We start from the raw sequence: 23,194 nt of genomic DNA, 5'->3' as shown, positions 1-23,194 counted from the left end.
TCGCATGAAAACATTACTTTTAATTACCGCAACCCTTGCCTCTGGAATCGCTTATGCCGAAGGTGAGTTACCCGATCGCCAAACCGAACTGCCAGCAGTCGAGAAACCTCAAGATAACAAGTATCTGGTGCCACGAGACTTGGTCGATATTCCTGCTGGGGAATTTGGCGACAAAGTTAAACTGGGCTATTCACTGTTTGTTGATTCGCAGCAGATGCGCGGCGAATACGTGGGCAACGAGCAAAACTGTGTCAACTGCCACATGCAAGCGGGCATGAAGCCCAACGCAGCACCGCTTTGGGGGGCGTACATGGCCTACCCTGCTTACCGTAAGAAAAACGACAAGGTCAACAGCTACGCAGAGCGTATTCAAGGCTGTTTCACCTATTCAATGAATGGCCTGCCACCAGCCGTGGGTTCAAAAGAGATGGTCGCACTGACGGCTTACTCATACTGGTTGGCGATGGGCGGCATCTTAGACAAGAACGGCATGCAAGACACGCCGGTTCCTGAGATTAGCGATGCTGACTTACAAGTCGGTGGTAAAGCTGAAAGTTTCCCTCTACCAGAAGAGCTGTTAAGCAAATACCCAATCGATGATCGCAGCAAGTTGGCAGGCCGCGGCTACCCTAAGATTGCTAACCCTGAACAAGAGCCGTCAATAGCGCGTGGTGAAAAGGTTTACCAAACCAGCTGTCAAACATGTCATGGTGAAAATGGCGAAGGCATTAAAGGAGCTGATGGTCGCTCTTACTTCCCACCATTATGGGGTGAGAACGCGTTTAACTGGGGCGCGGGAATGCACCGTATAAACACAGCGGCTTATTTCATTTACGAAAACATGCCGCTTGGTAAGAGTCAGCAACTTTCAATTCAAGATGCATGGGATGTGGCAGCTTTTGTGAACAGCCATGAACGCCCACAAGACCCACGATACAAGGGTGATGTTGCCGGCAATGCTAAGCGTTACCACAACCACCAAGGTTACTATGGTAAAGAAGTCGACGGTCATGTACTGGGTTCAAAAGCGTACCCAAGTGGCAAGGAAGCGATTCACAACCACTAACTTCAATCAAAGGGCACTCTTTGTGGAAAAAGAGACGCGCACGCCAGCTATAGCTGAACTTTACATTGTAAATTAGTGAGCGTTAGAAAAGTAAAAAGAAACCAGTTCATGTGACGTTCTGGCTTCTTTTTTGATTTGATATGGCAGAGAAGCCGTTAATCTTGCTGCATCTTCTCCCAAATCGTCGGCGACCCAATATAATCTTGCACTGAGGTGATGAACTCTTTCACTAGCTTGGTCTGCTTACGGTGTGGGTAGACGGCGTATATAGCAGTATCCGCTGTTGAGATAGCGTAATCAGGAAGCAGTGTCACTAAGCCCAACTCTTTCATCGATGCGTACAGGTTTGATTGATCAAGAAAGCCATAGCCTAAGCCATCTTTTACACAAGACACCATGGTGCGAACATCACTCACCTTATAGTTGCCACGAATCGTTAGGCTCTGGAAAGTGTTGCCATGCGGCTCTTCACTGATTCTCAGATGATCAACCGTCATATCACCATTGGTATAAATCACAGCGGGTAACGCGAGCAAATCTTGTGGCGTTTTAGGTTCACCATGCTGCTTCACAAAGTCGTTCGAGGCGACCAACATAAAGTTACTGTCGGCAATCTTCTTGGCAATTAGATTTGATTCCACCAACTTGCTGAAGCGAAATGCGATATCAAACTGCCCTGCGATAATGTTGGCGATCTTGTCGTCTAATGACAGCACAATCTGAACATCTGGGTACTTTCTCATGAACTGAGTAATGATAGGTTGCAAGTATTGCTGACCAAAATAGATGGGCGACGTAATTCGTAGTACACCTTTGGGTTCAGACTGGTATGAATCAGCAATGCCTTGGATCTGGTTAATAGTATCTTTCAGCACATAGGTTTGCGCTAAAATATCTTCCCCTGCCGACGTCAACGAGAACGAACGCGTAGAACGGTTGAGCAGCTGAACACCTAAGTCTTGCTCGAGTTTTTTTATCTGTTTAGAGAGTGAGGAATTGTCCATGTCGTGCAAGGTTGCCGCTTTGGTAAACGACCCTTGTTGAACGACATCTAAGAACAATAACAACTGATTAGTATTTGGCACTACGCCTCTCCTGAAATAAAACTCGACTAGCGTTCATCTTTGGGGGTATCCATCACAACCATGGTCGTTATTGATTGAACCTGAGCGCACTCCCCAAGCACATCGGCATGAAACTTCTTATAGCCCGGCAGATCTTTGGTTTCTACTCTCAGCAAGTACTCGTTAGCACCGGTAATGTTGTGGCATTCCACTACCTCTTTTTCCATGCTGACATGTTGTTCAAACTCTAGTTGAGCCGATTTGCTGTGACTCGATAAACCAATCGAAACATAAGCAATAAAGCCGACACCCATTAGGCCATTATCCAGAACTGCGCGGTAACCTTGAATGATACCTTTACGTTCGAGATCTTGTACTCGCCTTAGGGTCGCTGAAGCCGACAAGCCAATTCGTTCTGAAAGCTCAATGTTGGAGATTCTGCCGTCCAATTTAAGCTCTTGCAATATCCTTTCGTCAAATCTATCCATAGGTACTTATTATTGTGCATTTAGTGATAATAAGTGAAATAAAAGCACATAATTGCCTCACTTTCCACCTACTATGTTTCTCAACACGTGAAAGTCATGACCGGTCAGTCACTTCGTTCATTTTACTGCTGGAGAATCACAATGCCTTTAGAACAACTTAGCGCACTTGCCTTGTTTGCGTTTGTCTCGACCTTCACACCAGGTCCAAATAACATCATGCTCATGACATCAGGAGCCAATGTTGGCTTTGCCCGTACCATTCCGCACATGCTAGGAATTGCTCTGGGATTTGCAGCCATGTTACTGCTGGTTGGTTTCGGCTTGATGGGCATTTTCAACGCTTACCCTGTCTCTCACCAAATATTGAAATACCTGAGTCTTGCTTACCTCGTGTGCCTTGCGATTAAGATAGCATTGAGCGGTAAAGCCAAAAGCACCGAAGCTTATAAGCCGATGACCTTCATTGGCGCAGCAAGTTTTCAGTGGGTAAACCCTAAAGGTTGGTCAATGGCACTGACTGCGATTTCAGTGTATAGCAGTGGCAGTTCATGGTGGGAGCTTGCGATCATCGCGGCGATATTCACGCTAGCCAACTTACCATCAGTGACATTCTGGACGGCAGCAGGCAAACAGCTACAACACTGGCTAACAACGCCAGTACGCATCAAAAGCTTTAACTACGGTATGGCGGGCTTGCTGTTAGCGTCGACCATTCCGATGCTTTAATCGAATAACTTCTATGTTTTAACGGTTAGTACTCCGGTGCTAACCGTTATTCTCGTTAAAAGTAACCCACCAGATCACTAAGCCAACGACCAAATATCACCTGCCCGCTCGGGGTTAGCGTCCACACAAACACCGCAACATTCATTGCCACTGTCAGCCAATAGATAGATCTGAACGGCTGCTTTTGCGTTTTATGGCGTAGCTTATCTTGAGCAATCAAAGCCCCTAACCAGCCACCAGCAACAGACAAAATGTGCAGGGTTTTCTCAGGCACACGCCAATTGCCATTAATCGCGGCTTGCTTGTCCTTTGCGTACACAAAAAACGTCACGACACCGATAACGAAATACCACACCAACAGCGCTTTAGAACTTCCCGCAAACAACACAGACACCGCCACCAGAACCAGATAAGTGGTAGCGATTTGAATAGATGAAGACAACATCAACTCCTTTGGGCAACAGCTCACATACTGTAGCTTACGCCCTGTAGATTTTGATAAAGATGGATAACTGGTGGTTTCGCTCACAAGAAACCTACCTTCTCCTTAAATGCACTGTGGAATTTATAGGAATTGCAAATATCTGCAAATGAAACTGACGTAATCTACCTACTTTTTTGCTTCTCCTTGAGTGCAGCTATCATCCCTAATACATAAAAATTACTAATATTGATATTAAGAACAAATAGAACATGAAAACTTTATTACTCTTGAAAAATAAGAACATTACAAAGTGATATTAATCTCACATTAATAAGGATGAGCTCTCATCCTTATTAACTACGCCTAGCTTCTACGCCCTATATTATTGATATTAAACAAATGAGTGATTGATCCAATTAATTTAACCACAACCAGATACAAAGCGTGATACTGACACTAGGTTTCCTATATTTACTAATTAAAAATAACTTTATACATTGCCATCACAAATAGTTGACCTTAGTTAAAGCTAGGATATTCATCTTCATAAAAAGTGAAATATGGATATCAAACGTGAACAACATAAATATTAATAAGAACATCACTCTACAACGCACCTTCAACATTACAAAAAAGAGAAGCTTCAAACGCTCAACACTAGCCAAAGCGATATTGCCTCTCTTCACTGCCACCCTTATCGCAGGCTGTGGTAGCGATAACGACAGCGACACGGATGCTGGCAACAGTGGCTTATACAAAGCTGGCGAAAACGAAGTCGTTGTTTACTACAAACGTGATGTCGCGGCTGCGAGCACGTCTAGCTCGACCTATGATGGCTGGGGGTTGCACCTTTGGAATGGCGAAGGCTGCACCAGCACTGACTTAATCGCAATGGGTCTTAGTGAAAGCGGTACCAACTGGGACGCACCATATGAATTTGACGGCATCAGCGATACCTACGGTGCCTACTATGTGTTAAAAGTCGATCCTGATGCTTCTGACCCGCATAAATGCATGAACTTCATCTTACACAATGGCGACGAAAAAGCGTTTGGTAGTGCAAATTCGAAAATCGAGTTAGCCAAGCTTGGTGATTCGCAAGGTGTATTCGGATTCCATGGCAGCAGCGAGTTGTACTACGACCCAATTTCAGAAAGACCAGTCAATATTGATGGCCAAAAAGCACATTGGTTAGACGCGACCACCATTGCTTGGGAAGCCGCTAGCAATGCCGATTCTGTCAAACTCTTCTATGCATTAGATAACAGCATCACGATGAACGACGACAAAGAAATTGTCGGCGGAACTGCAATTGAACTAAGCAAAGACGGGGAGCTATCTTCTGAATTGAAAGAGCGTTTCCGCCACCTTGCAAGCTTACCAGCCCTTGCTATCGACGTTGACGACAACACGTTACGCACCATCTTAAAATCTCAGATAATTTTTGTTGCCTACAATGCTAATGGCGATGTTATCTCTTCAACTGAGGTTCAAAAACCAGGTGTACTTGATGCGGTATTTGCTAGTGAAGATACTGGTAATGCGATGGGTGAAGAACTAGGTGCTATTGTTGAAGGCAGTGCGGCTACCTTCAAGCTTTGGGCACCAACAGCGCAAAATGTAGAACTCATCCTATACAGCGAAGATCTGCAAAGTTCCCAAGTGATCCCAATGACGGAAAGCACTGAGACGGGCATTTGGGCGACTGATGCTGTGTCTAATGCAGTCAACAGTTACTATCGTTACCAAGTGAAGGTTTACCATCCAACCACAGGTAACATTGAAACTCGCCTAGTAACCGACCCTTACTCACTCAGTTTGTCGAAGAACTCTGCATACTCTCAAGTCATCGACCTTAATGATTCAACCTTGAAACCAGCGAACTGGGACGACTACGAACGACCAACCGTAGAGAAAGACGAAGACCATGTACTTTACGAGTCTCACCTTCGTGACTTTAGTTTTAGCGATAAGCTAGGTACAGCGAACCTAAATGGAAAATACCTCGCTCTCACAGAAGCAGATCGTGAGTCAGTCAAACACCTAAAAGAATTGAAAGATGCGGGCTTGACGACGCTACATATCTTACCGGCATTCGATATCGCTACCGTTGATGAAGATGAAGCGAGCCGTGTCGATATTACTGACACAGTTGGTAAGCTATGTGATGTAAAACCTACCGCTGCGTTGTGTGGAAGCGAAGACGAAAACAAAATCATCGAAAAAGTACTCGATGGTTATGATCCTTCAACAGGCGATGCACAAGCGTTGATGAATGACCTGCGCATGCTGGACAGCTTCAACTGGGGCTACGACCCATTCCATTACACGGTTCCAGAGGGGAGTTACGCGACAGATCCTAATGGTTCGAAGCGCATTCTAGAATTCCGTCAAATGGTGAAAGCCACGCACGACATGGATCTCAAGCTGATCATGGACGTGGTATACAACCACACCAATGCGTCTGGTGTGAACGATAAGTCGGTACTGGATAAGATTGTCCCTGGGTACTACCACCGTCTTAACGTCAACACTGGTGGCGTAGAAAACTCGACTTGTTGTGACAACACTGCGACCGAAAACCTGATGATGGGTAAATTGATGGTCGACTCTCTTAAGGTGTGGGCTGACGACTATAAAGTGGATGGTTTCCGTTTCGACTTAATGGGCCACCAACCAAAAGACGTGATGGTCGAAGCGCTAGAAGAAGTACGTAAAATTGACCCGAATACTCTGTTCTACGGGGAAGGCTGGGACTTTGGTGAAGTCGCCAACAACGCCCGCTTCGATCAAGCGAACCAAGTAAACATGGCGGGTACAGAGATCGGCACATTCTCAGACCGTTTGCGTGATGCAGTTCGTGGCGGTAGCCCATTTGATGGTGGCGTCGATTCAGAAGGCAACCACCCACTTCGCTTTAACCAAGGCTTTGGTAATGCAGCGATTGCCAATGAAGAAACCAAGACAGATCAAGGCTCAATCAACGGTCGTTTACATAACCAAGACCTTGTTCGTTTGGGTATGGCAGGTAACCTCGCAGAATACGTACTGATTGATTACAAAGGCGATACCAAACTGGGTAAAAACGTTGATTACAACGGGGCGCCAGCTGGTTACACCAAGATGCCTTCAGAGAACATCTCTTACGTTTCAAAACACGATAACCAAACGCTTTGGGATAACAACGCTTACAAGATCGCCACTGGTACTAGCTCTGCAGAGCGTGCGCGTATGCAGTCTGTATCGCTTTCTACCGTGATGCTAGGCCAAGGCATACCATTCATCCATATGGGTTCTGAACTGCTACGATCTAAGTCTATGCAGCGCGATTCTTACGATTCTGGTGACTGGTACAACCGCGTAATGTTTGATGGTACTGATAACAACTGGAACGTCGGCTTACCTCGTGAAGACAAAGATGGTGCGAACTGGGATCTGATCAAAACCATCATTGCGGACCCAACGGCGAAACCAGACGCAGACGACATTGAATTAACTAAGCAGCAATTCCTAGAGCTATTAAAGATCCGTAGCTCAAGCGAACTGTTCCGATTAGATACGGCTGACGAAGTTATGAAGCGTGTCGATTTCCGTAACGTTGGCGAAGACCAAGTCGAAGGCTTGATTGTCATGTCTATTGATGATGGTGTGTCCGCAGGTACAGACCTCGATCCAGAGAACGATGCGATTGTCGCGGTTGTAAACTCAACCAGTGAATCTCAATCGTTCAAGATCACAGGAGCGACAGGCTTTACGCTTCATGACGTTCAACAAAACTCAGCTGACGACACAGTGAAAAACGCAACCTTTACCGCTGAAACCTTCACAGTACCTGCACTAACCACCGCTGTGTTCGTGCAAGCTCAAGACGGTGCACAAGGTGCTGGTTTGCCGGTTGATAACTCAGACAAGGATGTGTCTAGTATTCCACCATACGGCCAAACAACAGTTTACGTTCGTGGTGACATGAATGGATGGAATCCTGTTGATGATTGGGCGATGAGCTTTGTTGCTAATGGGGTTTATTCTGTAACAGGCAACTTGGAAGCGGGTAACTATGGCTTCAAGTTTGCTGATGCTGATTGGGTATCACCTAACTTTGGTTGTGATTCCGTTGAACTTGCTGATGGTTCAATCGACCTAGGTACTGATGGTAACTGCCAACTAAGCGTAACAGAAGCTGGTAGCTATACATTCACTCTGAATGCGATTCACGAGCTGGATGGCAATGTAGACAAGGCCGTTGTTTCTGTAACCAAGCCGTAGAATTTACAAAATATCAGAACAGGTAATTACTCAAGGGAGACATTAGTCTCCCTTTTTCTCTGTTAGCCCTAATGACATTGAAGTGAAGTAAACATCTCTCCATTCTATTTTGAGCAGCAGCTCACATACCTCAGTAACTACGCCCTGAATTTATTAATTAGGGAGGATAAAGCTTCATTCCGATTAGGCTAGCCTCCTAGCTAAAAGAACAAAGACCTACACCTCTACTTCAAAGATGGAATATAAGTATGTACACCAAGAAACATTCAATCTATCAAGTCTTTACACGTTTGTTTGGCAATAAAAATACACAGAACACACCTTGGGGCTCCATTGAAAAAAATGGTGTCGGTAAGTTCAGTGACTTTACGGATACAGCCCTAACTGAAATTAAAGAGCTTGGGATTACTCATATTTGGTACACCGGGGTACCACACCATGCTTTGATCAACGATTACAAGAATATCGGTGTATCTGATGACCATCCTAGTGTTGTAAAAGGCCGTGCTGGATCACCCTATGCAGTCAAAGATTATTATTCAGTAAACCCCGATCTTGCTGATGACCCTGCGCAACGTTTGGAAGAATTCGAAGATTTGATCAGAAGAAGCCATGACAACGGCTTGAAGGTCATCATAGATATTGTCCCTAACCACATAGCTCGCAATTACGAAGGTCTAAATAACCCTGAAGGCACCTGCGATTTTGGCGATCAAGACGACACAACTGTTGAGTATCATCGTAATAACAACTTCTATTACATCCCTAATAGCTCATTCGAACTGCCAGAAATCGACCTCGCATTTCTCCCACTTGGTGGTGAGCAACACCCAGCTTTAAGCTCCCCTTTCCTTGAAACCCCAGCCAAATGGACAGGGAATGGATCTCGCTTAAGCAAGCCGAACTTTGATGATTGGTATGAAACTGTCAAAATTAATTATGGCATTCGACCTGACGGCTCAAAAGACTTCCCAGAGCTACCAAATGACTATGCCAAGCGTGATCACCTAGATCATTACCACTTTTGGCAAGATGTTGACGTGCCGAATTCATGGGTTAAATTTCGAGACATCGCTTTGTATTGGCTAGAAAAAGAGGTGGATGGGTTCCGTTACGACATGGCTGAGATGGTACCTGTTGAGTTCTGGAGCTATCTCAATTCATCAATAAAAATGAAAAACCAAAACGCCTTTTTAATGGCTGAGGTATATCAACCGGATTTGTACCGTGATTATATTCACTTAGGTAAAATGGACTACCTGTACGACAAAGTTGATCTTTACGATGGCCTAAAAGCAATTATGCAAGGTAAGGCTTCAACGGCAATAATCCCAGAGATTCAGCATCAAATGATGGACATTGAACATCACATGATGCACTTCTTAGACAACCATGATGAACAGCGTGTCGCTTCTCCAGAGTTTGTTGGTAACCCACAAATCGCAAAACCAGCAATGTTGGTCAGTACACTATTGAGCAGCTCGCCAACGATGATTTACTTCGGACAAGAAGTCGGTGAACCTGGCGCAGAGAACGCAGGCTTCGGCCAACCCTCCCGCACATCCATATTTGATTATATAGGCGTACCTCAACATCAGAAGTGGATGAACGGTGGAAAGTTCGATGGTGGGCAACTCAATGAACAAGAAAAACAACTCAGAACTTTCTATCAACGGGTGATGAATTTTGCACTCGAGCATTCATCAATGACCGGGAAGTACTTAGATTTACATCAATCCGGTCAGCTAAGTGATTCGATTTACGCTTTCTTGCGATTTGATAAAGAAGAACTGGTTATTGCAGCTACCAACTTCAGTCAAAGCACTACGGAAAATATTCAGCTAAAGATTATCGCGGAAGTTATTCAAGAGTTAGGAATCGTAGATGGTAACTATGCAGTCAACGAGCATATTGAAGGCATCCAACAGCTGACACTATCTGTTAAAAACGGCGTTGGTTACTTAAATGCTGAACTAAAACCTCTAGCAGCCCTAGCATGGGTATTGACCATATAACCGATTTACCTCACAGCAATTTATGGCTTTAGGATAGAGTACGCATAAGAGGTACTTAACGTGATATTTCTGTCATGTTAAGTACCTAGATACGACAATAAATGACTAGATTAGGTCACCTAAAATCAACCTTCTAATCGCGTTTACAATCTAATTGAAATTAACGTTCTGTAAGATATCGATGAAACTCTTAATCTTCAGGTCATCCGCCCCCTGCTTCGCGTAAAGTCCAACATTCCCTCGCTTAGAGTCATCAATCAACAAAGTTTCAAAACCTCTTTCTTCCATCCAATCACACATTTTATGACTGTATGGCATCACAGCATCTGACATTCTTAACATATCTAAACTAGCGAATAGAGAATCAACGTCATAGATATCGCGTCCTACTGTTTCAGTGTCACGCCCTCCAGGCTGTGAGTTTACGTGATCTGAGAGTACGGAATTGTGCCTTGAATGATCGGGAGTGACTTGGAGTATTGGAAACTCCAACATGTCGCGCCTTAACAAACTGGAGCCTAAGTTTTTCTTCGCTAGTAATGGATGACCACTTCGAACGAACACTGCTTCTTTGTCTTGAAATAAGGGATAAAAAGTCACCTTGCATCGTTCATGCAACCCATAAATTTCATGGCCAACAAACAAATCGATATCGCCTTGAACCAAGTGGTGCATCAAGGACAAATTATTTCCGAATTCCAAATGTAGTGAACCTGTCGATTCATTTTTCTTATATTCAGCAACAGCCCCGCAAACAAATTGCTCCCACCAAGCTTCTCCAGTGCCTAACTTTAGCTTACCTAATTGACGCTGCTGCATATCAGTAAATCGGTGCATTAACGACAGATGCTTTTCTTGTTGCTCTTGCGCAAATTCACGAAACAAAAGCCCATATTCGGTGAGCTCAACGCCTTTTGATTTCCGAACAAAAATAGCGACACCAATATCACTCTCAAGCTTTTTGATAGCCGCGGTTAAGGAAGGTTGGCTAATATTCAGCTTTTCAGCAGCACCTTTAATGCTACCGGTATGGGCAACCATCAGAAAATATCGGTATAGCTTATTCATAGGATTCTCTTAGTTTGCATTCGATCACAAAATGCGAGGTTAGAATTTCAGCAAATTAGACCACCGTACACACTGCACAGCGAATAACCTCCATGATATAGGATTTTTCTATATAGAACATTAGGAATGCTATTTCCCACAGAAAGTTGAAGTGACTATAGTAAAGACAATTAACTAATTAAGTGGAAATTGAGATGGAACAGAAATGGTGGCATGACGCAGTAGTCTACCAAATTTACCCGCGTAGCTTTTTAGACTCAAATAATGACGGTATTGGCGACCTGAATGGAATTATAAGCAAGCTCGACTACCTCAAAGAGCTTGGTATCAATGTCATTTGGCTATCTCCCGTGTATCAGTCTCCAATGGATGATAATGGTTATGACATCTCCGACTACCAAGCGATTGCTAAAGAGTTTGGTAGCATGGAAGACATGAAACGTCTTATGGACGAAGCCAAGAAACGTGACATTAAAATTGTCATGGATTTAGTGGTAAACCACACGTCAGACGAGCACCGCTGGTTCGAGCAAGCACGCTCCTCAAAAGACAACCCATATCGAGATTATTACATTTGGCGCGATGCAAAACCGGATGGCAGCGCACCAGATGATCAAGAATCGATTTTCGGCGGTAGCGCTTGGCACTGGGATGAGCAAACACAACAATACTTCTTCCATCTATTTTCAAAACGTCAGCCAGATTTGAATTGGGAAAACCCGAAGGTACAAGAAGAAGTTCATAATATGATGAACTGGTGGATTGATCTTGGCATCGGCGGCTTCCGATTAGATGTGATCGACCTTATCGGTAAAGAGATCGACAAAGGAATTACGGGCAACGGGCCAAGACTACACAAACTATTACAACAAATGAATCAGGCTACCTTTGGCAATAAAGATTTGTTAACCGTTGGAGAGACTTGGGGCGCAACACCAGAGATCGCTAAGCTATACAGCGGACAAGATAGAAATGAGCTATCAATGGTATTCCAATTTGAACACATTACCCTGACATGGGAAAACGGTGACAAATGGAATCCGATTCCACTCGACCTTAGAGAGTTCAAGAATGTTCTGACTAAATGGCAGCTAGAATTGGCAGATGGCGGCTGGAATTCCCTATTCTGGAACAACCACGATTTACCACGCTTAGTATCAAAATACGGCGACGACAAAAACTACCGAGTTGAGTCAGCCAAAATGCTTGCGACTTGCTTACACTTCTTGAAGGGTACGCCCTATATCTACCAAGGTGAAGAAATTGGTATGACGAACGTCGCTTTCGACAGCTTAGATCAGTACAAAGATATCGAGACTCATAACTTCTACAAAGTGAAAACGGAATCTGGTATAACTCATGAGCACATGATGGACGCCATTCATGAGAACAGCCGTGATAATGCCAGAACACCAATGCATTGGAGTAATCAGGCAAACGCAGGCTTCTCCGGAGGAACACCGTGGATTGAACTCAACCCAAACTATCCTCAGATCAATGTTCAAGATGCATTATCGAACCCAAATTCAATCTTTTATCACTACAAGAAATTGATCGAATTACGAAAAGCTCACCCAGCAATTGTTTACGGATCATTCGTTCCTGTTTTTGAAGAACATGACAAAGTTTTTGCTTATGTCCGAGAGCTGGATGGTGAACAACTACTGGTTGTATGTAACTTCTCTGGGGAGTCACTCGCTCTTGAAACGCCTGAACAATATCAAACTCAAACACCAGTTTGCTTAATCAGTAACTACGGTGAAATTCTAAGTGTCGATGCGCAATTACACCTAGCTCCGTATGAATCATTTGCGCTAAAACTCTAGCCCCTCTAAAGATCCAGCCCCCATGTAAAGGCAAGGTCACACCTTGCCTTTTTTATTATCCTAAAGCTTTGAACCTAACTTACACAGCACAAGCCAGCATAAGCAATCTTCTCCCTATCAAACTGTTGTCCAAACACCATCAATTTGTTTGAGCCCACCTTCACATTTCTTTTCACGTTCAACATCACAAAAGCGTTCCAGCAGCCTCTAAAACTCTAGGTTTATTATCATGGTATAGATTTTTACTATATCTCCAGCCCATTTACCTATTTCTCAAGACGAAAATAAACCGATAAAATCAAGCCAGATAATAAGAACTGATAGAAGTGATTATCGTTATGGATAACCTTCTGAATATGGAATGAAACTATGAAACCTCTATTGAAAACACTGTCTATTTGTACACTTGCTGCTCTTTTCAATGCGCCAGCTTTTGCTATGGAAGAAGGCGAAATCACGATCTGGATTAACGGCGATAAAAGTTACGCAGGCCTTGCTGAAATTGGTAAACAATTCGAAGAAGATACTGGCGTAAAGATCAACGTTCAGTACCCAGATTCATTAGAAGCGAAGTTCCAACAACACGCAGCGACAGGTGGCGGTCCTGATATCATTTTTTGGGCACATGACCGTTTTGGTGGCTACGCAGAGTCAGGTTTACTTCATGAACTAAACCCAAGCAAAGAGTTCAAAGATAAGCTCGTCGACTTCAGCTGGGATGCGGTTACGGTGAATGGTAAAATTGTCGGCTACCCTTTAGCAATCGAAGCTCCTTCTCTAATCTACAACAAAGACCTACTACCTAACCCGCCAAAAACATGGGAAGAGCTTGCCGCTATTCAAAAAGAGATGGCTAAACAAGACAAAAAAGCCATCATGTGGGATGTGAAAAATGCTTACTTCACATGGCCAATGATCTCTGCAGGTGGTGCATTCGCATTCGAGAAAACAGAAACGGGCTATAACGCTAAAAGTACAGGCGTTAACAACGAAGCTGGTGTTCACGGTCTCCAATTCTTAGTTGATATGGTAAACCAAGGGGTTGTTAACCCGAATATGGATTACTCAGTCGCTGAAGCTGAGTTCACTAATGGTAACGTCGCGATGACCATTAACGGCCCTTGGTCTTGGGGGAACTTAGATAAGCTTGGTGTTAATTATGGCGTGGCAGAATTACCAACATTAAATGGTGGTAAAGGTAACCCGTTTGTTGGAATTCTAAGCGCTGGTATCAATGCTGCAAGTCCAAATACAGACCTTGCGGTAGAGTTTTTAGAAAACTACCTATTCCAAGACGATGCATTAAAAACCATGAATGATGACAAGCCTCTTGGTGCAGTTACATTAAAATCATTCCAAAAAATCCTTGAGAGTGATGAGCGTATTAAGTCAACAATGACCAATGCTGAAAACGGCGAAATTATGCCAAACATTCCTCAGATGACCGCTTACTGGTTCGCTGAAGGCGCTGCTATCGATAACGCAATGCAAGGTAAGCAAACCGTTAAAGAAGCACTAGACACAGCTGCGAAGCAAATTACCAAATAACCCTTTCTTCTTATTAATATCCTATTGTCCCTTTGGCACAGCGTATGCTGTGCCTTTTTTGTTTTGGAAGTCACCTCGTTATGCAAATCCCTACTCTTTACCTAAAAGGTACATTTAATGGTTGGGGGTTAGACACCCCACTAATTAAAGAACAAGACGGCTCTTACCGAGCTAGCATCTGCCTATCTACCGACCAGTATCGTTTCAAAATTTCGGATTTAGATGGAACCAAGCAATGGACTCTTTCAGGGCATGAAAGTAATGCAACGACTTGCAACCTCGAACAAACAATACCTCTCATCAACACGCAAGGCATTGGCAATGACCTATTGCTATCACCAACAGAAGCAGGTCAATACTCATTGAAAGTTGGACTCTCCTCTTCGACTCCAACGCTCACCGTAACAAAAGGCGAATACAATGATCTATCAACACCTCAACGAGAAGCTGTTGATAGCCACCTGATTGAAGTTGAGGAGGCGTTACCTAGCTGGAGCCACCCTGATTTTGCAATGCCGCACGACCAACTATTCCAAAAACTCGCTATCTCAGACACACAATCATTTCCGTTTGTTTTTGGAGACAATGTCGATGGCTATTATCACGGAACAACCTATAGCTATGTAAACAGTGGAAAGTACCGCCATCATCAAGGCTGGATTCTGGGAAGCTTTGCAAGCTATGTCGATGGTAAACTCAATAATAAATCAGAGGCAAAACATGCCAGTTTGATGCCTTATGGTATTGAACATCATTATGACAATAGCCAAGAATCATTAAGCCTTATTCAAGGTTCTAGGCTCATGTCGTTAACGGTTTCATCGAACACTCCAAGTGCTCTAAGTTTGATTCCAGAACTCAACATACCGACTGTTCATTCCAAAGTTCATACCTCAAACAAAAATGTAGTATTTGAGCTAAGCGAACAAGTTTGCCCCGAAGGCTCTCCAAAGTTTGTAGCTATCGGCAGTCATAGTGCAATGCATGCGAGAGAGGTATCGCTAGACTCTCACCATGAACTTGACGACGTTGTTCTGCTATCAGAGAGCAACGTAAAACTCATGCTGACCACGGCGAAAAAACAAACAAAATTCCAGATCTACTTAGGATTTGCTGAAAGTCTCGACGCTGCGACTTCATTAGTAGATCAAGCTGTAAAAAATAACGAACACGTACTGCACCAACAACGCATTTATAAGTTCTTAACCAATAACTACTTATGGACTAACGACCTTGAATACAACCGAGCGGTTATGTGGTCGCGCCTTGCAAGCCGAACCTTTGTGAGTCATGAGTTCGGCACTGGTATTTGGGCTGGATTGCCTTGGTTCAAGGACTGTTGGGGGCGCGATACGTTTATCGCGTTGTCTGGCACAAGCTTGGTAAATGGTTTATTCAACGAAGCAAAAGAGATCATCGAAAACTTTGCATCAATGCAAATGCTCGACGAAAGCTCCGCGAATTTTGGTCGAATACCTAATCGAGTAACCAGTAAAACGAACATCATTTATAACACCACTGATGGCACTCCATGGATGATTCGGGAAGCACTTGAATACATCAACTATTCTGGAGATAAAACCTTTGCGAAGGCAATTTACCCAACTCTCAAACGTTTCATTAAAGGCGTCGAAAAACACTACTTAACTGAGGATAGTTTGATGGCACATCGCCATCCTGATACATGGATGGATGCAAAAATTGATGGGATGACACCATGGTCTCCTCGCGGGCCGAAAGCCAATGACATTCAAGCTCTCTGGTTTGAAAGCTTAAATTGTGCCATTCAACTCGCTACATTGGTGGGGGATTCTGAATCGATAAAAAGTTGGCGACGCAGAGCCGACAGGGTGAAGGAAACCTTCGCTGACAAGTTTTGGGATAACACTCATCATCGTTTGGCCGACCATCTATTAGAAGGCGATGAACCTGACTATAGCGTGCGCCCAAATCAACTTATGACGATTTCTATTCCTCAGAAGGTTGAACTCAATCAGAGCGAAAGAGAGCAATACATCGTAAAGAACGCTGTCGAAAAGCTCCTGTTTCCATGGGGGATATGTTCATTACAACAAGAGCATGTCGATTTTCATCCATATCACGACAACCAAGCTAAGTACCATAAAGACGCTGCTTATCACAATGGGACGATTTGGGGATGGAATGCTGGCTTCACCATCACTGCTCTCAACAAATTTAAGCAACAGGATTTTAGTTATCAGCTGTCCAAAAACTTGGCGAAACAAATCCTAACTCAAGGCTGTAGAGGAACCATGAGCGAGAATTTGGATGCGTATCAAACGGGTGATAGCACTCTGATAGAGTCAGGGACATTTGCACAAGCTTGGTCAGTATCAGAGTATGCACGTAATGCGCAGCAGGATTATTTGGGATTCCGCCCGCGCTTGTTAGACAACGAGATTCACCTGACACCAAACCTTCCAAGCTGTTGGAGTGAATTAGTAGCTTCGTTACCATTTGGTCAGGGAAACCAACTGCAACTATCATTTGAAGCTAAAAACGGTGCCTCTCACTACAGCATTCAATCAAAAAATCCTAGTCGTGCTGAATTAACATTAGTTCTCACGCTCGATATAGATCGAGAGTCGGTTGCCGTTATCTCGACACCATTAACAGATCAGTTAGAAATAGTGGTAGACAGTCATCAACAGGTCACTGTGAGCCATAAGCAAGCTCATATTGATATCAAACCTAAACCAAATTACGCCATCTTAAATGACTTACAGTTTGCTAAGCCCGACTTTACAAGGAAGCACCATTGTTTGATGAACAATGACTACCTATTAAACAAACGAAATAAGCAAGAACTAGCTGCCGCCAAGGATTAAAGTGAGTTAATAGAAAGCCTATATAAAAGAAGACCTAATATGACTAGGTCTTCTTTTATTTTCTAAAAATAAAGTCGATGAAATCAGGGAATCGCAAAGACCAAGCCAGCTCATTGTGTTTATGTCCATCGCACTCCTGGTAAAAAAATGTCACATTCTTCTTTTGAGTTAATAACTCATTTACTTCCCTCGAACCACTCAGATATACACCTGCAAAGTTTACCTTTGTATTGTCACGGGCTTCATCCGTTCCCATATCCATATATATTTTTATTGGATATGAGAAATCAGTATCCTCTATATACTGGAAGTATGAGGGTTTATTAAACCAAAAAGCTGGTGAGAACACCCCGATTGCACCAAAGATGTTCTGGTATAGACAGCCGCCATACAAACTGATTAACCCACCCATGGAGCTACCAGCAAGATAAGTAAATTCACGGCTCGGCTTGGTTCTGTACTTTTGATCGAGATAAGGCTTCAATGTTTGACTAATAAAAGCCATATACTCGTCACCTTCACCACCAAATTTAAGTAGCCCGTCATCAACGCCCAATTCTTTTATGTTTCGATGTGCTTTCCAAGGTGAATACTCATTATAACGGCCCATTTTATCGAGCTCATCGCTACTGTCGATTGCGACGACAATTAACCCTGACAACTTACCAAGCCTTTGCATCTCATCAAGTGTCGTTTGTGCTTCCCAACACATCCCATAAGTCGCTGTAGACTCTTCAAAGACATTCTGACCATCGTGCATGTACAAAACTGGATAAGCTTGATCTGACTGGTGGTAGCCTATTGGAAGGTATATTCGAATCGTTCGAGTACGATTCAATTGTGGAATGAAGAACTCATCAATAATAATCAATTCAGATCGCATCAAAACCTCAAACCTAAAATTTCTATAAATTCAGATATAAAAAACGCCCCTGACAGGAGCGCTTCATCTAATCTATTAAGTTAATAACCTACTAGACTATTTTGCGTTAACGGCTCTAACAAAGGCTTCTTGAGCACCTTCCACATTAAGCGCCTTCGCTTCATCCAATAAGCCTAAAGCTTTAGGTACGTCACCAGATTCAACCGCATTTTTTATAGCGGATAAGTAGAAATCTTGTGTTTCTTGTTGAACACGGATTTCCGGAGTGACTTTAGCTTTATTAGTTGCCACAGCAGCTACAGGTACTACTGCAGCTTGAGCGCGGTAAGGACGAAGTTTTAAGGTTTCAACTTCTAGTTCTAAACGACCACCTAGTTGATTTGTATATACAGGATCAGTGACCATAGGCATCACTTCACCAAATTCTTTCGCTCGAACTTTCGCAGGGTGATCGACTTTAATCGCCTTCCCTAGCTCATCAGCTGGTGTGTAGATAATGATATAAGGTGTTTTACTTGCATCAACACGTAATCGTTCAATGTAGCTAGTACGAGTAAAAGCATCGGATGCCTGAACCTTAAAGTCTTCGAATTTTAGCGTTTTTAGTGGCTTGAAGTTCTCATCAAGAAGCATAGCTTCTGGAGCGAAAACAGAATCATCGATCATCAAACTAGAGAGCTTTACTACCATCTCACCAGAGCGTTCGCTGAATTTGAACGCTGCAAAGTGGCTATTACCGGTCGCAAATGTACCGACAGGTGAACCCAAGTCGATATCAAATTTTAAATCTTCATTGTCATTCAATTGTGCGTATGGGAACTGCGAAAAATCGCTGCAGCATACTTCTGCATTGGTTGGTGCATCTAATTTAGTTTGAACTTGAGCATCTGAAGCACAACCGCTTAGCAAGGCACCTAGTACCACGGCTAACATAGAGCTTTTATTTTTCATTTTAATCTCTCTCACTATTGGTTGTTGTTGGGGAAACGGAAAAAGGCAGCCAATTGGCTGCCTTCGACTGCAAATGGTTTAGAACCAAATTTCAGTGTGCACACCGAATACAAACTGGTCATTACCGTTTTCGATACCAATTTGCTTAGCACTTGCATCGTCATCAGCTTTGATGTAGCTGATGTAAGGTTTTACCTGTGGACGACCGAAGTAATCTGAGTTTGCCGTAAATGCTGTAGCAATCTCTAAGTTAATGATGTTACTTTCTACATCGTCACCTGTACGACCCCAGTAACCTTCATCACCTTCTTCGTGACCGTAAGAAGCTGTTGCTTCTAGACGAATGTTGTCATTCAGTTTGTAAGAAGGGCGAGCTGCAACAATATAACGTGTTAGGCCTTTAGCGCCCCAAAGTTCATCAAGAGCTGTGATATATGTCGCTTCTGTACCTAGTTGCCATCTTTCTGAGATATTTAGTACACCGTAAGAAGTCAAGAATAGAGACTCTGCATCATCATTACCGCCAGACCAGCCACCGAAGTTAACACCACGGTTTTGCATTACACCAGTACCGTATGCAATCGCATTTTGTGTCCAACCATCTAAGCCGTAGTAGCTTGTATTAAGCGTTACAGATGCACCGATACCGTCTTCGTTTTCACCGCCATCGATTTGTTTCTGACCATATTTAAAGTCAAAGTCCATGCTACCGATACCAACATCTACACCGTAGTAGTAAAGGTCAATAGATGAAGCCGTTGAACGGTCATCGCGGTTTTCAATTTTACAAGGCTGAGCTGGGTCGTAGTTAGGATCGGTTGGGTCTGTACATACTAACTGATCTGCTTCACCCGCTTCAGGGTCCGCCATTACGTACGCAATACCTGCCGTATTACCACCTAACTTAGTTTGAATACCAGCACCGATACCTGATGATTGCTTCCAGAACTCACCAGACAGAATACCTGCGGCACGGTTTAGGAAACGTTGACCACCCCAAATTGAAGTGTCTTCACCTAAAATGCCGCCTAGCTCAACATATGCTTCCTTTACTTCAAATTGAGCTGTTGTATCAGCTTTTTGGCTACCAGAAGAAGTATATGCATAAGAGTTGCCATTACCATATTCAGTACGAAGAACGTAATCAGCCCACACACCATTTTGGTATTCAGAGTGCTTCTTAATTACAAATTCAACTTGGTTAGTACTCTTACCGTGTGTACCCGCTGTTTTGTAATCTGGCTTACCAAATTCAGTGTCTACAGTTTTTCCATCTACTACACGAACGTTTGAAGACATGTAACCATGAACTTCCCAACCATCAGCAATAACGTCAGTAGGGTTTTTCACCTCAACTTCCATTGCAGAATCACCACTTGTTACATCAAGTGCCACTTCATTTTCTGCGAACGCTGAACCAGCGACTAATGCAGAAGCCACTGCAGCAGCAATCAAACTTACTTTTTTCATTCTTAACTCCATTAAGGACGATTTATTTTTAGGTTTTATATTTTTGCTCTCTTGCGACAACCAAAGGCAGTTATGGCGGACGTAAGATAGAGAGGTTTAGGGTTTCCCCTGATTCGTTTCAACGGAGCCAATATTAAGAGGGGATGACAAGTTTTACTTCCTCCGCCCTGAACTAAATCAAGGGGGATGAGAAGGGAGTAGAAACTATACAGAACGGTGTTTACAGGAGTTAGATCACTTAATCTAGGAGGAGTAGACAGCACACAGATCTAATTATTCACCTTAAGTGAGATCTACTTCAAATATATAATTTGAACCTAATCGGTAAATTATTTTTTTAACAATAATTATTCTGTGAAGTTGCTTGACCTTACTGTGACAAAGCTTTTTACTTATAGTTCACTGATGTCGATAAACGAACAAGAAATCAAGCAATGACTAGAACGCTCGCTCGCCCTTATCCACTAGGCGCAACGCTAGGAAACACTGGCTGTAACTTCTCAATTTATTCTCCTGACTGTAAATCCCTCTCTCTTGCTCTTTTTGACGAGAACGATGAATTCACCACTTATAAGTTGGAAAATGAATACGCTGATATCAGATATGTTTTTATTGATGGTATAAAAGCGGGGCAAAAATACGGCTTCATTGCTGACACTGACAATGGGCCAATCCTACTTTCAGACCCGTATGCCAAAGCAATCAGCGAACCGCTCGATTACGTCACGCCGTATACCAATGAGAAGAGCTTTGCTATGGCGAAATGTGTTGTTATTGATGACACTTTCGATTGGCAAGGCGTAGAAAAACCAAGAATTGGCCGCGAAGAGACCGTTCTTTTTGAAACCCATGTAAAAGGCCTATCTCAACTTCATCCTGAAGTAGCAACCAATACTAAAGGCCGTTACTTAGGGTTAGTTAGCCCTGAAATGCTTGCGTTCTATAAACAGCAAAATATCAATTCTCTACAACTTTTACCTATTGCCGCGTGCATGCATGAACCCCACCTATTGGATATGGGGAAAGTGAACTATTGGGGTTACAACCCATACCTGTTCATGGTGCCAGACCCTCGCTATGCAGAAAAAGACGCTGTTACTGAGCTCAAAACCGCGATTCGTGAACTGCACCGCAATGGTATCGAGGTCATCCTTGACGTCGTATACAACCACACAGCTGAAGGTGGTGAAGGCGGGACAACGTTCAATCTAAAAGCGCTGGATAGCCGCTACTACATTAAGCATGGTTGTCATTACGCGAACTTCACAGGTTGTGGTAATACGGTCGACCTTACTCACCAGCCAGCACTAAACTTGGTCATGGATACCCTTCGTTACTGGGTCAGTGAGTTCCAAATAGACGGCTTCCGTTTTGATTTGGCAGCGACACTGGGCCGTGAAGGCGATAACTACAATCCAGAGGCCGCTTTTTTCAAAGCCGTTGCTCAAGATCCTGTACTTAAAGAAACTAAGCTCATCGCTGAACCTTGGGACATCGGCCCGAATGGCTACCAAGTTGGTAATTTCCCGTTAGGTTGGAATGAGTGTAACGACAAGCTCAGAGACATCACTCGTAGCTTCTGGCGCGGTGACCAAGGATACCTTAAAGAGTTTGCAACGCGCCTAATGGGCTCTCGCGATATCTACAGTGCGGCGCACTGGCCTTACAAACTCACCGTAAACTACATCACTTACCATGATGGTTTCACTATGCAAGACCTTGTTTCTTACAAGCACAAACACAACGAAGAGAATGGTGAAAACAACCGCGATGGACACGGTGACAACCGCTCTGAGAACTATGGTGTTGAAGGAGAAACAGAAAACCTGTTGGTTATCGCCACGCGAGAGAAGCAGAAACGTAACTTCATGGCGAGCTTACTGTTTGCTTTTGGTATTCCACATATTCTGACGGCAGATGTGTTATCTCATACTCAAAAAGGTAACAACAACGCTTACTGCCAAGATGGCGTAACCAGCTGGCTTAACTGGGAAGATTCAGAGCGTAAGAGTTACTTCAAGACTTGGTTGTCTGAGATGATCTCCGCACGTCAGCAATACATGGTGCCATTTATTAAAGCATTCAGTGGCGAAAAGCGTAACTCTAACCGCATCTTCTGGAGGCGTGTCGATGGCACACTCATGGAGCATGATGACTGGAATCGTTTAAGCTCAGTTGCGCTGCATTTAGGCATTGGTAAAAATGGTGACGAGTTGATTTATCTGATCAACCAAACCAACGCACCAGCACGTTTTTCTTTACCTAGTGATCGTGATCAAAACTGGGTGAAGATCTGCGATACTAACCTACGAAATGTAAAACCAGGTCATGCTGAAGGTGAAATGTTATTGTCGCCAACTTCGATGGCAATTTTGCACTATTCACCAGGCAAAACTGAGTTAAGTTAAAAGTTAAGCCAACGTAATAAAACACCGAAAACCATAGAAGCCAGTTATATTTATGACTGGCTTTTTTGTTAGCCTAATATCACAAAACTCATTCATTTATATGGAATCATTTGCATTGATGTGATTACGAAAACTGTTTAGT

The 23,194-nt window shown here is 43.5% G+C and carries 15 protein-coding genes; 8 read left to right on the top strand and 7 right to left on the bottom strand.

Annotation, left to right across the window (positions count from 1 at the left end):
* The first annotated feature begins 4 nt into the window (after window positions 1-4).
* Window positions 5-1,066, top strand: coding sequence for a c-type cytochrome (locus L4C44_RS11750; protein WP_327784737.1), 1,062 nt, complete (start codon window positions 5-7; stop codon window positions 1,064-1,066).
* Window positions 1,067-1,221: 155 nt separating this feature from the next.
* Here L4C44_RS11750 and L4C44_RS11745 read toward each other — a convergent pair whose 3' ends face one another.
* Window positions 1,222-2,151, bottom strand: a complete 930-nt coding sequence (locus L4C44_RS11745) for a LysR family transcriptional regulator (protein WP_327784736.1) — start codon at window positions 2,149-2,151, stop codon at window positions 1,222-1,224.
* 26 nt (window positions 2,152-2,177) lie between these two features.
* Complete coding sequence (locus tag L4C44_RS11740; protein WP_010431662.1) at window positions 2,178-2,618, bottom strand: Lrp/AsnC family transcriptional regulator; 441 nt, start codon at window positions 2,616-2,618, stop codon at window positions 2,178-2,180.
* Between the two features lie 141 nt (window positions 2,619-2,759).
* Between L4C44_RS11740 and L4C44_RS11735 the strand changes: the two genes are divergently transcribed.
* The gene (locus L4C44_RS11735; protein ID WP_428805085.1) at window positions 2,760-3,344 is read left to right on the top strand and encodes a LysE family translocator; all 585 of its coding nucleotides are present in this window, start codon (window positions 2,760-2,762) and stop codon (window positions 3,342-3,344) included.
* Between the two features lie 55 nt (window positions 3,345-3,399).
* On the opposite strand, the gene L4C44_RS11730 is transcribed toward L4C44_RS11735, so the two are convergent.
* A complete protein-coding gene (locus L4C44_RS11730; protein WP_372385690.1) occupies window positions 3,400-3,789 on the bottom strand; it encodes a DUF1294 domain-containing protein in 390 nt (129 codons plus the stop codon).
* 603 nt (window positions 3,790-4,392) lie between these two features.
* Here L4C44_RS11730 and pulA point away from each other — a divergent pair.
* Entirely contained in the window at window positions 4,393-8,034 is a 3,642-nt protein-coding gene (gene pulA, locus L4C44_RS11725; protein ID WP_428805162.1) for a pullulanase-type alpha-1,6-glucosidase, read from the top strand.
* Window positions 8,035-8,282: 248 nt separating this feature from the next.
* On the top strand, window positions 8,283-10,049 hold the full coding sequence (locus L4C44_RS11720) for an alpha-amylase family protein (protein WP_428805084.1): 1,767 nt from the start codon (window positions 8,283-8,285) through the stop codon (window positions 10,047-10,049).
* Window positions 10,050-10,199: 150 nt separating this feature from the next.
* Here the strand turns inward: L4C44_RS11720 and L4C44_RS11715 are convergent, their stop codons facing one another.
* Window positions 10,200-11,117 (bottom strand): LysR family transcriptional regulator, encoded by a 918-nt coding sequence (locus tag L4C44_RS11715; protein ID WP_428805083.1) that lies wholly within the window; start codon window positions 11,115-11,117, stop codon window positions 10,200-10,202.
* 194 nt (window positions 11,118-11,311) lie between these two features.
* On the opposite strand from L4C44_RS11715, the gene L4C44_RS11710 reads away from it, so the two are divergent.
* The 3 genes from L4C44_RS11710 to L4C44_RS11700 all read left to right on the top strand — a co-directional run bounded on the left by L4C44_RS11710 (window position 11,312) and on the right by L4C44_RS11700 (window position 17,340).
* Window positions 11,312-12,943, top strand: coding sequence for a glycoside hydrolase family 13 protein (locus tag L4C44_RS11710; protein ID WP_428805082.1), 1,632 nt, complete (start codon window positions 11,312-11,314; stop codon window positions 12,941-12,943).
* Window positions 12,944-13,312: 369 nt separating this feature from the next.
* Complete coding sequence (malE, locus tag L4C44_RS11705; RefSeq protein ID WP_123284887.1) at window positions 13,313-14,491, top strand: maltose/maltodextrin ABC transporter substrate-binding protein MalE; 1,179 nt, start codon at window positions 13,313-13,315, stop codon at window positions 14,489-14,491.
* 32 nt (window positions 14,492-14,523) lie between these two features.
* Entirely contained in the window at window positions 14,524-17,340 is a 2,817-nt protein-coding gene (locus L4C44_RS11700; RefSeq protein ID WP_428805081.1) for an amylo-alpha-1,6-glucosidase, read from the top strand.
* Window positions 17,341-17,395: 55 nt separating this feature from the next.
* On the opposite strand, the gene L4C44_RS11695 is transcribed toward L4C44_RS11700, so the two are convergent.
* The 3 genes from L4C44_RS11695 to L4C44_RS11685 all read right to left on the bottom strand — a co-directional run bounded on the left by L4C44_RS11695 (window position 17,396) and on the right by L4C44_RS11685 (window position 20,644).
* Window positions 17,396-18,223 (bottom strand): alpha/beta hydrolase, encoded by an 828-nt coding sequence (locus tag L4C44_RS11695; protein WP_428805080.1) that lies wholly within the window; start codon window positions 18,221-18,223, stop codon window positions 17,396-17,398.
* Between the two features lie 96 nt (window positions 18,224-18,319).
* Window positions 18,320-19,174, bottom strand: a complete 855-nt coding sequence (locus L4C44_RS11690; RefSeq protein WP_428805079.1) for a MalM family protein — start codon at window positions 19,172-19,174, stop codon at window positions 18,320-18,322.
* A 78-nt stretch (window positions 19,175-19,252) separates the two neighbouring features.
* Window positions 19,253-20,644 (bottom strand): carbohydrate porin, encoded by a 1,392-nt coding sequence (locus tag L4C44_RS11685; RefSeq protein ID WP_428805078.1) that lies wholly within the window; start codon window positions 20,642-20,644, stop codon window positions 19,253-19,255.
* Between the two features lie 434 nt (window positions 20,645-21,078).
* Here L4C44_RS11685 and glgX point away from each other — a divergent pair, with 434 nt between their 5' ends.
* On the top strand, window positions 21,079-23,052 hold the full coding sequence (gene glgX / locus L4C44_RS11680; protein ID WP_428805077.1) for a glycogen debranching protein GlgX: 1,974 nt from the start codon (window positions 21,079-21,081) through the stop codon (window positions 23,050-23,052).
* Window positions 23,053-23,194: the final 142 nt, after the last annotated feature.

It is taken from the genome of Vibrio satsumensis, assembly GCF_050337435.1.
Classification (GTDB): domain Bacteria; phylum Pseudomonadota; class Gammaproteobacteria; order Enterobacterales; family Vibrionaceae; genus Vibrio; species Vibrio satsumensis.
The sequence above is the reverse complement of the archived record's forward strand: the minus strand, read 5'-3'. Positions and strand labels throughout refer to the sequence as shown.